Origin of the sequence: Flagellimonas sediminis (assembly GCF_010500845.1) — a bacterium.
In the GTDB taxonomy this organism is placed as follows: Bacteria; Bacteroidota; Bacteroidia; order Flavobacteriales; family Flavobacteriaceae; genus Flagellimonas; species Flagellimonas sediminis.
The window spans coordinates 108,825-122,046 of the sequence record NZ_JAAAMI010000001.1 but is presented as its reverse complement, the minus strand read 5'-3'; the positions used below and the strand labels follow the sequence as shown (position 1 = coordinate 122,046).

12 protein-coding genes are annotated in these 13,222 nt (G+C 43.3%); 9 read left to right on the top strand and 3 right to left on the bottom strand.

Features of this window, described 5'->3' with window-relative positions:
• Nucleotides 1-18: 18 nt before the first annotated feature.
• From GTK07_RS00510 to GTK07_RS00490, 5 genes are all read left to right on the top strand, one after another.
• Nucleotides 19-279, top strand: coding sequence for a YkoF family thiamine/hydroxymethylpyrimidine-binding protein (locus GTK07_RS00510; RefSeq protein WP_163631733.1), 261 nt, complete (start codon nucleotides 19-21; stop codon nucleotides 277-279).
• Nucleotides 263-904 carry a nicotinamide riboside transporter PnuC gene (gene pnuC, locus GTK07_RS00505; RefSeq protein WP_163631730.1) on the top strand — a complete coding sequence of 214 codons (642 nt, stop codon included), beginning with the start codon at nucleotides 263-265 and terminating at the stop codon, nucleotides 902-904. Before GTK07_RS00510 ends, pnuC begins: the two co-directional genes overlap by 17 nt.
• Complete coding sequence (locus GTK07_RS00500) at nucleotides 859-2,958, top strand: DUF4301 family protein (RefSeq protein ID WP_163631727.1); 2,100 nt, start codon at nucleotides 859-861, stop codon at nucleotides 2,956-2,958. Before pnuC ends, GTK07_RS00500 begins: the two co-directional genes overlap by 46 nt.
• A gap of 671 nt (nucleotides 2,959-3,629) precedes the next feature.
• Entirely contained in the window at nucleotides 3,630-3,932 is a 303-nt protein-coding gene (locus tag GTK07_RS00495) for a hypothetical protein (RefSeq protein ID WP_163631725.1), read from the top strand.
• A gap of 135 nt (nucleotides 3,933-4,067) precedes the next feature.
• A complete protein-coding gene (locus GTK07_RS00490; protein ID WP_163631722.1) occupies nucleotides 4,068-5,411 on the top strand; it encodes a sigma-54-dependent transcriptional regulator in 1,344 nt (447 codons plus the stop codon).
• Here the strand turns inward: GTK07_RS00490 and GTK07_RS00485 are convergent.
• A complete protein-coding gene (locus GTK07_RS00485; RefSeq protein ID WP_163631719.1) occupies nucleotides 5,386-7,782 on the bottom strand; it encodes an ATP-binding protein in 2,397 nt (798 codons plus the stop codon). The genes GTK07_RS00490 and GTK07_RS00485 overlap by 26 nt on opposite strands.
• 325 nt (nucleotides 7,783-8,107) lie before the next feature.
• Between GTK07_RS00485 and GTK07_RS00480 the strand changes: the two genes are divergently transcribed.
• Both GTK07_RS00480 and GTK07_RS00475 read left to right on the top strand, forming a co-directional pair.
• The gene (locus tag GTK07_RS00480; RefSeq protein ID WP_163631716.1) at nucleotides 8,108-10,282 is read left to right on the top strand and encodes a TonB-dependent receptor; all 2,175 of its coding nucleotides are present in this window, start codon (nucleotides 8,108-8,110) and stop codon (nucleotides 10,280-10,282) included.
• Between the two features lie 36 nt (nucleotides 10,283-10,318).
• The gene (locus GTK07_RS00475; RefSeq protein WP_163631713.1) at nucleotides 10,319-11,320 is read left to right on the top strand and encodes a Gfo/Idh/MocA family protein; all 1,002 of its coding nucleotides are present in this window, start codon (nucleotides 10,319-10,321) and stop codon (nucleotides 11,318-11,320) included.
• Here GTK07_RS00475 and GTK07_RS00470 read toward each other — a convergent pair.
• A complete protein-coding gene (locus GTK07_RS00470; RefSeq protein WP_163631710.1) occupies nucleotides 11,317-11,754 on the bottom strand; it encodes a Rieske (2Fe-2S) protein in 438 nt (145 codons plus the stop codon). The two genes, GTK07_RS00475 and GTK07_RS00470, sit on opposite strands and share 4 nt — an antisense overlap.
• 186 nt (nucleotides 11,755-11,940) lie before the next feature.
• Between GTK07_RS00470 and greA the strand changes: the two genes are divergently transcribed.
• Entirely contained in the window at nucleotides 11,941-12,417 is a 477-nt protein-coding gene (gene greA / locus GTK07_RS00465; protein ID WP_163631707.1) for a transcription elongation factor GreA, read from the top strand.
• 68 nt (nucleotides 12,418-12,485) lie between these two features.
• Entirely contained in the window at nucleotides 12,486-12,878 is a 393-nt protein-coding gene (locus tag GTK07_RS00460; RefSeq protein ID WP_163631704.1) for an HIT family protein, read from the top strand.
• On the opposite strand, the gene GTK07_RS00455 is transcribed toward GTK07_RS00460, so the two are convergent.
• On the bottom strand, nucleotides 12,871-13,221 hold the full coding sequence (locus tag GTK07_RS00455; protein ID WP_163631701.1) for a hypothetical protein: 351 nt from the start codon (nucleotides 13,219-13,221) through the stop codon (nucleotides 12,871-12,873). The two genes, GTK07_RS00460 and GTK07_RS00455, sit on opposite strands and share 8 nt — an antisense overlap.
• Nucleotide 13,222: the final 1 nt, after the last annotated feature.

The following is a 13,222-nucleotide window of genomic DNA, read 5'->3' as shown; positions in this document are numbered from 1 at the left end:
TGAATTGCAACCATGCCCATGAAAATATCCGCCGAACTTACCTTAACCCCGCTTCAAGACGATTTTGAACCCCCGATCATAGCCTTTATCAAAAATTTACGCGCTTCCGGTCTCACGGTATTGGAAAATCCGTTGAGTACCCAAGTGTATGGGGATTATGACAGGGTCATGGAGCTGCTTCAATCTGAAATCAAGGAAGCTTTTGAAAATTTAGATCATGTAGTACTGACCATGAAGCTCGTGAAATCTGACAGAAGCGACTATGAACCCCATTTTTGATTTTTTTCTGGGACCCTATGAGGATAGGGAACTGTCGTTGATCATACTGGAAGCCACGGCTTTTTTCTTTGGGATTGCTAGCGTTGTATATGCCAAAAAAGAGGATATTTTGGTATACCCAACTGGCTTGGTGGCCACCGTGATTACCACGTACATTTTTTTTACGGATAGCCTTTTTGGGGACATGATGATGAACTTCTACTATTCCATCATGAGTATTTATGGTTGGTGGAACTGGGCCAGAAGAAAGGATGACCGACAGCCTGTGGTCCACATCACCCGGACCAATATCAGGGAAAAATGGGTAGGATTTGGATTTTTTCTGCTCACCATGTTGGTTACCTATGGTGTTTATGTGGCATTTGGAGCGGATATTGGCCCTACCAATTATGTAGATATTGTTACCTCCGGTATATTTTTTACCGGAATGTGGTACATGGCCAACAAGAAACTTGAAAACTGGACACTATGGATCATAGGTGACCTAATAACCGTACCTTTGTACGCTTATAGGGGATGGGGCATGTTCTCTTTGCAATACCTCATTTTTACCGTTTTGGCCATACAGGGATATCTAGCATGGAAGAAAAACTTGGGCAACAGCCTTCAAACCTCATCAAAATAGTCCTATTTGGACCTGAATCCACGGGAAAGACAACTTTGGCGGCCCAATTGGCCGAACATTACAATACAGAATGGGTGCCCGAATATGCCCGGGAGTACCTTCAGGATAAATGGGACAGGGAACAAAAGACCTGCGAACCCAAAGATCTGGTCCCAATAGCCTACGGACAAATGGAACTGGAAAACCGATTGGCCAAAAAAGCCAATAAGGTACTCATTTGCGATACCGATTTGTTGGAGACGAAAGTCTATTCGGAGGCATATTACACGGGTACCTGCGATCCCATTTTGGAAAAATACGCATTGAGGAACAGTTATGATCTGTATTTACTGACCTATATAGATACCCCTTGGGTGGCGGACGATCTTCGGGACAAACCGGATGAACGTGAACGAATGTATGCGTATTTCAAAGAATCATTGGAGAAATATCATCGGAATTTTATTATTTTAAAGGGAGATAAGGCCACTAGGCTAAAAAAGGCAATAGAACACATTGATAAACTTCTCCAGAACATGATAACATTGAGTCCGAAAGACTTGGAACAATTGGATTCCAAAGGAATTACCAAGGAAAAAGTGATACGCCAAATTGAGACTTTCAAGGAAGGCATCCCATTTGTGAAATTGGTCAAGGCCGCCGTTGTGGGCAACGGTATCCTCCGATTTTCTGACAAGGAACAAAACGATCTGGTTCAATATTTTGAGGACCACAGGGGTAACTTGGATCTTTTGAAATTTGTTCCGGCCTCCGGTGCCGCATCCCGAATGTTCAAGGCCATGTTCAACTTTTTGGATGCCTTCGACCCTAAAAAAGAAAGTCTATCCGATTACATTGCTCGGACCGGGGATAATGACGCGCAAAAGTTTGTGGAACAAATGCCGAAATTCCCTTTTTATGATCTGATCATGGAAAGGATAAAAGGTAAGGCAGCAAACAAAGATGAGGAAGCTTATCTATTCGTGAAGGAAATGTTGGTGGAAAGTGGACTCAATTACGGTTTTTATCCGAAAGGATTATTGCCGTTCCATAGGTATGAAACAGGAAGTGCAACCCCTTTTGAAGAACATTTGAAAGAGGCAGCACTGTATGCTAAAACATCGGGGAAAGCAAATTTGCACTTCACGGTTTCCGAACAGCATGATGAGATGTTCGCTGAAGAAGAATCCAAAGTTGCTCCCAAAATAGCAAAGCTGACCGATACAAAATTCGATATCAGCTATTCCAATCAAAAACCATCGACCGATACCATTGCCGTTGGTTTGGACAACCAACCTTTCAAAAATGGGGATGGTTCCTTATTGTTCAGGCCAGGAGGACATGGTGCTTTGATCGAGAACCTTAATGATCAGGATGCCGATATCATCTTCATCAAGAACATCGATAATGTAGTCATCGATAAAAATTTGGAACAAGTGGCCAACAGCAAAAAAATGCTGGCAGGCGTTTTGGCCAAGGTTCAGAACAAGGCCTTTGGCTATGCCAAACTTTTGGATGAAGGGGACGTTTCCATTGCCAAATCTGAAGAGATCAAGGAGTTTTTGGAAAAGGACCTGAATGTGAGGATGCCAAATGATTTCGATGACATGGACGTTGACGAACAGCTTTCCGTATTGAAGGATAGGATAAATCGCCCGATTCGTATTTGCGGAATGGTGAAGAACGAAGGCGAACCCGGTGGGGGACCCTTCTGGATCGAAGATGGCGACGGCAACATTTCACTCCAGATTATCGAGTCCGCCCAAATTGATATGGATGATGACCAACAGGCTTCCCTACTCAAAAACTCAACACATTTTAACCCTGTGGATTTGGTCTGCGGTGTGCGCAACCATAAGGGAGAGAAGTACCATCTGTTGGATTATGTGGACGAAAAGCAAGGCTTCATTACAAGTAAAACGCAAGAAGGAAAGGAACTAAAAGCGCTGGAGCTACCCGGACTTTGGAACGGGGGTATGGCATTCTGGAATACTCTTTTTGTTGAAGTTCCATTGGTGACCTTCAACCCGGTGAAAACGGTGAACGATCTTTTAAAACCGAGCCACCAAGCGTAAGTACCAGACAATCAAAATGTAAGATCCGCTGTTCATATAAACAGCGGATCTTTTTTTTGTTTTCTTGGTGACCACTTCCTTTAAAAGGTGTCGAATAAGGTATACTCGAAAAGGATTGAATGTATTTGGATCAGCTGTTTTCGCGTAATGGAAAAAATAGATAATCCTTGCGGGTTGTCTTGCTTTAGGTTGGTTGATTTGGTTAAGAGAGCTGTACGCCTAGTGCAGCTCTCTTTTGAACCAAAATGGCGGTCCACAATAATGAAGGTATGCTCTTTAAAATAATTCTGTTTTTCAACCTGGTCTCATTGGCCATGGCGATATATATGTTGTTATCGTATTTAAAAATTAAAAAAGAAAAGGATAAAAGAAAACATCCGGATGATGCTAACTAAACACTATCCATGTATTGTCCATTTCTGCCAACCCTATAAATAGTCTTTTTTCCTTGTGACTATAGTTGGTCAGGAGGAAAGGCCGCGAAAGCGGCCTTTCTTGTTTACTTTTTACACACTACAACCTGATAATTACACATTTTTACACAGTTGTAAAAATCCACTGATTTTTTAAATTATTGATAATCAAAGAGTAAAATGGAATTTGGCATGGTGCTGAATTCTGGCATTGGATTTTCATATACCTAAGCAAGTAAAACATTAAAATCATATACCATGAAAAATTTAGCAATTGCAACCGTATTGTCCTTTGTAGGAATCTCAGCTTTCGCCAATGTAGAAACTCCAGAACTTAATGTGGATAACGCCACAGTAATCGTTGCCCAGGATTTTGAGGAAATCGAAGTTGCTTCCCTTCCTGAAGCCGTTTCAAAAGCTGTGGAGAAAAACTACCCCACGGCCAAAATTGACAAAGCCTACAAGAATGAGAAGGACCAATATAAATTGGATCTATCTCTAGAAGATGGTACTACAGGAACCGTATATGCCGATGCCGACGGTAACTGGATCGACATGTAATTTAAGTTTTCGAGACCGTGTTAGGTTAGTTAGTTTGGTTGAAAAGGGCTGTATTTACAGCCCTTTTTTGTGATAAATTTATAAGTGACGCACCATCCCATCGGCTTTTGGTATCGTATATTAGATATCTAAGCTATGCCCAAAATCCTGATCATTGAAGACGACACTGCTTTCTGTCAAATGCTTGAAAAGTTTTTGACAAGGAACGGTTTTGACGTGTATACAAGTTATACCATCAAGGAGGCCGAAGAGCAATTGAGAACTTCCCATTTTGATGTGATCCTTTCCGATGTGAGGTTGCCCAAAGGTAATGGGGTTACCCTCCTTCATCAGGTAAAAAAGGAATCGCCCCAAACCCAAGTCATCTTGATGACAGGCTACGCCGAAGTCCGGACTGCTGTGAATGCCATAAAAAATGGTGCTTTCGATTACATTTCAAAACCCTTTACACCAGATGAAATTGTAACGGTGATCAACAATGCATTGGTCATCCAAACAGGAAATCAACAGGAAAAGGTTGAAACTTCCCCCATAAAACCGGTAAATAAAAATCCAAACAGCTTTTTGGCAGGAGAAAGCGATAGTTCCAAAAAACTACAGCAGTATGTGCAATTGGTGGCTCCTACCAATATGTCCGTTCTATTGACCGGGGAAAGTGGAACTGGTAAGGAAGTAACTGCAAATGCCATCCACAAAGCCAGTAACCGAAGCAATCAACCTTTTGTGGCCGTGGATTGTGGGGCCATACCCAGGGAAATTGCCACCAGTGAATTTTTCGGTCATGTGAAGGGCAGTTTTACCGGAGCCATTGAGGACAAGGTCGGACATTTTGAAGCGGCCAATGGCGGCACTCTCTTTTTGGATGAAGTGGGAAACCTGTCCTACGAACATCAGGTACAATTGCTCAGGGCCATTCAGGAACGAAAGATTAAAAGGGTGGGGAGCACAAAGGAAATCCATTTGGACCTAAGAATCATCGCAGCCACCAATGAAAACCTCTTGGTAGCTATTGATGATGGAGCCTTTCGGGAAGACCTGTACCATAGATTGAACGAATTCTCCATTGAGGTACCTTCCTTGCGGGAACGAAAAGAAGATATTCTGTTATTCGCCAGCTATTTCTTGGATAGGGCCAATTCGGAATTGGAAAAGGAGGTCTTCGATTTTTCCGAAGAAACCAAGCAACTGTTGTTGGATTATTCCTGGCCTGGCAACCTTCGTGAAATGAAAAATGTGATCAAACGTGCCGTTCTTTTTTCCCAAGGAGAGATGGTTTTACCCGATGCCTTGTCAAACGAAGTAGTGCAGGGAGTCAACGGAACCCAAGAACCAATCTTTTCCAAATCGGATTTTGAAAAGGAACGGATCATGGAGGCATTAAAACAGACCAATTTCAACAAGAGCAAGGCGGCCAAACTTTTACAGATTACCCGAAAGACCCTTTATAACAAGATCAATCAGTACCAACTGGAAGTTTGATCAAATATTTCCCTATTTCCAATTCGAGTTTGGTCAGGATTTGTTTCAATTGGGAAAGTGTTTCATAGACCTGCTCCCCTTTTGTTTCGTCGTTCAGGTGTTCCAATCGTTCCAGAACATCCACTGCGGTATATACTTCCAGTTGCTTGAACATGGGCAACATTTTATGGGCAATAGATCGCAATTCCTTGTAATCCGAATTCCCGATAGAAGAAAAAAGAAGGTCCAAATTTGCCTGGGTATTTTCCATAAAAACTTGGAGCACCTCTTGAACAGCTTTTGGCCCATCCAAAAACATGGCAATGTTCTCGATACTGAACAGTGAAGTTTCAGATGGGGGAATACGGGCATCCTCAGATTGTCTTGTATGCATGTTTGAAATTCCAAGGGCGGAAAGTAGTATATGGGTAGAAAATGGTTTTTGTAGGACATCGGAGAAACCTGCACTGATGAAAGTGGATTTCTTGGTTATGGATTGCCCGGTCATGGCAATCACAGGATTTTCAAACCCCATTGCTTTTAATTTTCCCAGAACGGTAAAGCCATCCGTTTCGGGCATTTGAATGTCAGTGAGTACCTTGTCAAATTGAAAAACGCTTGATGGTTCCAACTGTTTGAAACTGGAAACAGTCTTTACCTTGATCTGGTTGACCTTGCCGATCTCAGCAATGAGACCCAGCATGTTTTCATCATCATCGATTACCAATACTGAAAGGGGAGCGTTAAGGGCATCATTTTTTTCGGTAACCTTATCAGGCCTATAATGCCCTGAAAATTGAATGGGAAGGTCCAAAATGAAGGTACTACCTTTGTTGACCTCGCTGCTCAAGGTCAGGCTTCCCCCCAACAGTTCCGTCAACTTTTTGGAGATAGTGAGCCCTAGGCCATAACCACCTTGTTTGTGCTCGTTTTGATTTCCCGCTTGTGTAAACTCCTGAAAAATCAATTCCTGTTTCTCTTTTTCAATACCGATACCGGTGTCGATGACCTTGATCTGTAACCGAGGGCCATCCTTTTTTTCCTCCACTATGGCCCATACCTTTACAAAACCTTTTTGGGTGAACTTAAAGGCGTTGCCGATCAGGTTGGTCAAAATCTGTCGTATACGGAAGGGGTCGTCAATGATGGGTTTGTTCAATCGCTCGTCAATCTCCAACAGTAGTTCAAGGCTTTTCTTGTCATTGATTTCATCAAAATGCCCTGCCGTCTCACGGATCAATTGAGAGAGTATGAAAGGCATTTTTTCCAACTGTACTTTTCCCGCTTCCAGTTTTGAAAAATCCAAAAGATCATTGACTAAATTGTTAACGTATCCTGAAGCCGATTTTACATTCTTCAAATAGTTCAGTTGCTTATTGTTCAGGCCGCTATGTTCCATTAATTCGGAGTATCCACTGATGGTATTCAATGGTGTTCTTAGGTCATGGCTCACTGTGGAAATCAACTGTTCCCTGCTCTTCAAAAGGGATTCGGAGTATTTTTTCTCTTTCTCCAATTGTTCTTGATATTGCTGTCCTTTCCAATAATCTTTGGAGATTAAAAAAGTGAAAAGGATAACGATGATCAAACCTAGTATCACCGCTCCGCCAGCCAATCGGGTACTTCTCTGTAGGGCTTGCTTTTGGGTGATATTGTCCAAAAAGGCATTCTGCACCATTTCCCGTTCAAAATCGGAAAGGACGCTCCGCATCTTTTGAGAAAGTTCCAGATCTGTGCGGTAAATCTGCAGTTCCTTTTGCAGCATGGACCGTTCCATGGCGGCCGTTTGGGTCTTTGCTTTGTTCAATATGGATTTGGATACTTCCAAAATGGAATCAATGTTATTGGCGTTGGAACCCCCATCCGAGTTTGGGATGTTCTTGTTCAAGATGGCCACATATTCCCTAATGGATTCTTGGGTTTCGGGGGATAGTCGTTCAAAGTTGGGAGCAAAGGTTTCCGGGGTAATCCTTCCCATATCCACTTCCATTTTATGAAAGGCCTTTAAAACGGAATCAAAGGATGCGTTGTTTTCATTTTTCACTTTAAGCCTGCGTAATTCGGCACTGTTGATGACCTTTTGCTGCAAGAGATGTTGAACGCTGTCCAGTTTGGTAACTTGGTCGCCTACATTGGTTCTGGCCAAAGGTTTTAGGGAATCGATCAAGGCGGTGATTGAGTCCACCTTTTGGGCATATGCCTTAAGGTCTTTAGGTTGTTTGGACTGCAGGGCCAATTTGGAAAGGTTTTCCGCCTCGTATAGATTGGTCAACAGTTCGTTGGTACGCAATAATTTAAGGTTATCATCCCCTTTAGTTTGGGTTGACGTGTAGTTTTTGAATTCATCATAGATAAAATATGCGGCCAACAACGCCAACATGCCGAGGGCCATATAACTGAAGATTATTTTTAGCGTAAACCTTTTTTTAGATCTAGGGTACATATTCTTATATACGCCCAGTCCTTGAAGCCATAGTTCTAACCAAAAGTTAAATTTCCCGATGTATTTTTATGATAAATGAATGCCGAACACTACATTTGCCCCATCTCAAAGGGGTGCTTTTACAAAAGGCTGAGATTATACCCAATGAACCTGGGCGGGTAATGCTGCCAAGGGATTGCGCTAGGCGCATCTTGGAATTTCTATGTTTCTTTAGAAACAAAAATCAATTTATTAACAAGAATAATGACCCCTTTTATTCGTAACATTTTTACGAATGAAATCTTTATTCACAACATTGGCCCTTTGTGGGCTGGGGCTCACCTTGAGTGCCCAACAAGTAGAACCTGCCGACACTTTAGAAGGCAAAAAAGTGGTGCTGGACGAGGTCCTGGTCCAAGCCGTCCGGGTGACCAAGGAGTTTCCCATTACCTTTTCCAATTTGGAGAAGGAGGATCTTGGGCCCCGAAACTTGGGGCAAGATGTACCCATTTTGATGAATTTCATGCCTGCCGTGGTGACCACATCGGATGCTGGGGCAGGGATTGGCTACACCAGTATTCGGGTGCGGGGTAGCGATGCCACAAGGGTGAATGTCACCATCAATGGCGTGCCGTACAACGATGCCGAGTCCCAAGGAACCTTTTGGGTGAACATGCCCGATTTTTCCTCATCCACCCAAAGCTTGCAATTGCAGCGAGGGGTAGGAACCTCGACCAATGGGGCAGGTGCCTTCGGTGCCAGTCTCAACATGCTCACCGATGCTTTTTCAGAAGAGGCCTATGCAAGGGTTTCTTCTTCCATCGGAAGTTTTAACACCCTTCGGAACAACGTAAAGTTCAGTACAGGGCTCCTCAACGACCATATTGAATTTTCTGGAAGGCTATCCCGCATTACCTCCGATGGTTATGTGGATCGGGCCAGTTCCAAATTGGACGCTTACTTTCTGCAAGGAGTGTACAAAGATGACAATACCTTGGTGAAGGCCTTGCTTTTTGGAGGGCATGAGGTTACCTATCAAGCTTGGGATGGTGTCACAGCGGAACAATTGGAAAACGATAGGACATTTAATCCTGTGGGAATGTATACCGATGAAGATGGGAACGTTCAATTTTACGACAAGGAAGTGGACAACTACAAACAAGACCATTTTCAATTGCATTGGTATGAAACGTTGGGTCCTGAGTGGACCACCCATTTGGCTTTGCATTATACACGTGGACGAGGTTTTTTTGAACAGTATAAGGAAGATGAGGATTTTGCCGATTATGGTTTGGATCCCATAGAGGTCAATGGTGGAACCATCAACTCAACCGACCTGATCCGCAGACGTTGGTTGGACAATGATTTTTATGGAACTGTATTTTCGGCAACCTATGACAAGAACAACCTCAAACTGATTTTTGGGGGTGGATACAATGAGTACAAAGGAGACCACTTTGGCGAGATTATCTGGGCGCGATATGCCAGCAATAGTGAGATCAGGGACCGATATTATGATGATAATTCGACCAAGACCGATTTTAACGGGTACACCAAGGCCAACTATCAATTGAACAACAAATGGTCGGTTTTTGGGGATGTGCAGTACCGTCGGGTAACCTATAACGCCAATGGTGATGATACCGGTCTGGTGGATGATACCTTCAATTTTTTCAATCCGAAAACAGGGGTGACTTTCGATTTAAACCCAAACAACAATTTCTATTTTTCGTATGCAAGGGCCAATAGGGAACCCAATCGGAACGATTATGAAAATGGCAGTCCGCGCCCAGAAAAACTGAACGATTTTGAGTTGGGCTGGCGTTATGTTTCCCCAGATTTTCAGTTGAATACCAATGTGTACTACATGCGCTATAAAGATCAGTTGGTACTCACCGGGGAGCTCAACGATGTTGGGGCGCCCTTAAGGTCGAATGTTGGGGACAGCTATAGACTGGGCTTGGAATTGGATGCCAATTTGAGGTTTGCACAGAAATTTTTGTGGAGGCCCAATCTTGCACTGAGCGACAACCGAAACCTCGACTTTTATTTTCAACGGGACGGCGAACTCCAGAATTTGGGCAATACGCACATCGCCTATTCGCCCCAATTGATTGCCGGGAACGTGTTCACCTACCAACCCAATGAAAATTTTCAGGTGTCCTTGCTGTCCAAGTTTGTAGGCAAGCAGTACATGGGTAATATCGATTCTGAAGGTTCCACATTGGACAGTTATACCCAAACCGATTTCAATGTTCAGTATGTGATTCAAACCAATGCCTTTGTGAAAAGCATTGTGCTTTCTGGATTGGTGAACAATATTTTTGATGCGGACATTGTTTCCAACGGGTATTTTTACACCTACGATGACGATTTTTCCAATCCTGGAACGGTAACCACCATTGAAGGTGCCGGCTACTATCCCCAAGCAGGAATCAACTTTTTGTTAGGGGCCACTTTCAATTTTTAGGATATGAAATGAATGGGATTCTGTAATTTTAGCAAGATGACAGAATCCCATTTTCATTTTTCAGAAGAGAAACCCTTGAGATGGGGCGTGATCGGTTGCGGTGGCGTGGCCGAGAAAAAAAGCGTCCCGGCATACCAGATTACATCAGGTTTTATGGTGGATATGGTTATGAGACGCAATGCTGAAAAGGCCAGGGATTATGCCAAGAGACATGGAATTCCTCAATGGACCACCAATGCCGAAGCGGTTATTTTTAACCCTGAAATAGACGCTGTTTACATTGCCACTCCACCAGATACCCATAAAAAGTATGCCTTACTAGTGGCCGAAGCGGGCAAGCCCTGCTGTGTGGAAAAGCCCATGGCTCCGAATTATCAGGACAGTTTAGCCATGTATAATGCGTTTGAGGAGAGAGGATTGTCTCTTTTTGTAGCTTACTACCGGCGTTCGTTGCCCAGATTTCTAAAAGTAAAGGAATGGCTAAATGAAGGTTTGATCGGTGAGGTACGACACATCCATTGGGAAAAATCTAAACCACCCAATGATGCTGATCAGAGCGGGAGCTACAATTGGCGCACGGACAAGCAAGTTGCCCCTGGCGGTTATTTTGACGATTTGGCAAGCCACGGATTGGATCTGTTCACCTTTCTTCTTGGCGATATCGTGGAAGCAAGCGGAATAGCAAAAAACCAACAAGGATTGTATTCAGCGTTCGATGCCGTTTCGGGAATTTGGCTACATGAAAGAGGAATCACGGGTGAAGGTTTTTGGAACTTTGGAACCCATCAACGGGTTGATAAGGTCGATATTTATGGTTCCGAGGGAAAGATCAGTTTTTCCGTTTTGGATGAGGCACCCATTCAGTTGGAGAATGCATCGGGACATCAAATTTTGGACATCCCACACCCGGAATATATCCAGGAATACCACGTGTCCAACATCAAAGACCATTTATTGGGTAAAACAGTACATCCTTCCACAGGAAAGTCAGGGTTGCTCACCAGCTGGGTGATGGACAAGATTTTAGGTGCTCTTTAATTGGAAATGACCACGACGTTTCCGTTCAAAGTGGCGCGATAAAAAAGCAGGTCATAGTAGCGATTTCCGTCACTAGGCCGGTCCAATTGTTGACCGGTGAATAGGTTATAGGTGTATCCTTCGCAACTACAGACCACATTTTGTCCATCAATGGACATAGTAGAACAACTGTTCGGGGTATGGTTGGGGCAGCTGGCCTCAAAAGCGTAGTAGGTATCCAAACTGGATTTGATCACAAAGGCACCCCGGGTACCCACTCCATTGTTCCCAACATACACTGGGTTCCCTATGGTGTTCAGGTTCGTGTACAACGGTAGGTTCAGGTTTAATTCAAAACGAAAACTCACTTCTTGCAGATATGGATTTCTGTTGGTACTGTCTGAACTACAGGAAATTAACAATATAAGCAAGGCAAAGCTCCAAAAGTGCTTCATAGTAGGTGTTTCTTGACATTGCTCAGCAAAGTTGAACAAAATTTACCTATATTTGCGTTAAATCCTCGCAAAATCCATGCAGGTCATGGGACTCGTTGAGGATTTTTTGTATTTGTAAAGAAGAGTTCATTGGGGAAATTATTTTTTGATTTTCTTCAATGTTCTTTTGCATTAAAATTTGAAGTCATGAGCAAAGTATCATACTACACAGCGGAAGGATTAAAGAAATTGAGGGATGAGTTGAACCAACTCAAGGATGTGGAACGTCCAAAGGCATCACAGGCCATTGCGGAAGCTAGGGACAAGGGAGATTTGTCCGAAAATGCAGAGTACGATGCCGCCAAAGAGGCCCAGGGGTTGTTGGAAATGAAGATTTCTAAAATGGAGGAGACCTTGGCCAATGCCCGTTTGATCGATGAGTCGCAATTGGACAATTCCAAGATTTTGGTGCTTTCCACGGTAAAGTTGAAGAACCTGGCCAATGGCATGCAAATGAAGTATACCCTAGTAGCGGAAAGTGAGGCAGATTTAAAAACCGGGAAAATATCGGTAACCTCTCCCATAGGAAAAGGACTCTTAGGCAAATCTGTAGGAGATGTAGCCGAGATCAAGGTGCCGAACGGAACTTTGAAATTGGAAATTTTGGAAATCTCCAGGGATTGACAGCCATTAAAAATCAGTATCTTTAATCTCGTCTTATGACGGGATTTTTCATTTTAAACCAAACCACAATGGCCAGCATTTTTACCAAGATCATCAACGGGGATATTCCTTGCTACAAAATTGCGGAGGATGAAGATCATTTCGCTTTTTTGGACATTAACCCAAACTCCAAAGGGCATACGCTTTGTATTCCCAAAAAGGAAGTCAACAAGATCTTGGAAATGGATGAGGATGCCTACATGAAACTCATGGCCTTCTCAAGAAAGGTGGGTAAGGCTATCGAGGCAGCTGTTCCCTGTAAACGTGTTGGGATGACGGTCATTGGGCTCGAAGTGCCTCATGTACATGTGCACCTTATACCGCTGCAGAGCATGGCGAATGCCACCTTTCAACATAAGGAAAGTCTTAAGCCCGAAGAATTTGAAGCTGTGGCCGAAGCCATAAAGGCACAACTTAGTTGAAACCTTCCAGATAAAAGTATACCCCACCTGCCACCAAGCCGAGCATCAGCACCATAATAATAAAGAACAAGGTGGTGAACCTTACCGAAGGCCTATCGGGCTGTACCAATTTATTGTAGTAGTCAAAAACCCTTTCAATATCCGGTGTCCAGTTGACCGGGTAAATTTTGGAGTGACATTTCTTACACTCTATTTCATGTGTTACCTCGTTCGTGGTCCTGTGGAAGAACGGGTTAAAGGTGTGCTTTTGAAAAAAGGTAAGCTTTAGTTCCTGGTTATAACATTCGGGGCAGTTATTGGTAATATCAGCTTCCTTTATTATGAGTCTTTTTTCCTTTGCCATA

Coding starts and splice junctions, on each gene's coding strand:
- GTK07_RS00510 (WP_163631733.1), top strand. CDS start 19: ATGAAAATATCCGCCGAACTTACCTTAACCCCGCTTCAAGACGATTTT.
- pnuC (WP_163631730.1), top strand. CDS start 263: ATGAACCCCATTTTTGATTTTTTTCTGGGACCCTATGAGGATAGGGAA.
- GTK07_RS00500 (WP_163631727.1), top strand. CDS start 859: ATGGAAGAAAAACTTGGGCAACAGCCTTCAAACCTCATCAAAATAGTC.
- GTK07_RS00495 (WP_163631725.1), top strand. CDS start 3,630: ATGAAAAATTTAGCAATTGCAACCGTATTGTCCTTTGTAGGAATCTCA.
- GTK07_RS00490 (WP_163631722.1), top strand. CDS start 4,068: ATGCCCAAAATCCTGATCATTGAAGACGACACTGCTTTCTGTCAAATG.
- GTK07_RS00485 (WP_163631719.1), bottom strand. CDS start 7,782: ATGGCCCTCGGCATGTTGGCGTTGTTGGCCGCATATTTTATCTATGAT.
- GTK07_RS00480 (WP_163631716.1), top strand. CDS start 8,108: ATGAAATCTTTATTCACAACATTGGCCCTTTGTGGGCTGGGGCTCACC.
- GTK07_RS00475 (WP_163631713.1), top strand. CDS start 10,319: ATGACAGAATCCCATTTTCATTTTTCAGAAGAGAAACCCTTGAGATGG.
- GTK07_RS00470 (WP_163631710.1), bottom strand. CDS start 11,754: ATGAAGCACTTTTGGAGCTTTGCCTTGCTTATATTGTTAATTTCCTGT.
- greA (WP_163631707.1), top strand. CDS start 11,941: ATGAGCAAAGTATCATACTACACAGCGGAAGGATTAAAGAAATTGAGG.
- GTK07_RS00460 (WP_163631704.1), top strand. CDS start 12,486: ATGGCCAGCATTTTTACCAAGATCATCAACGGGGATATTCCTTGCTAC.
- GTK07_RS00455 (WP_163631701.1), bottom strand. CDS start 13,221: ATGGCAAAGGAAAAAAGACTCATAATAAAGGAAGCTGATATTACCAAT.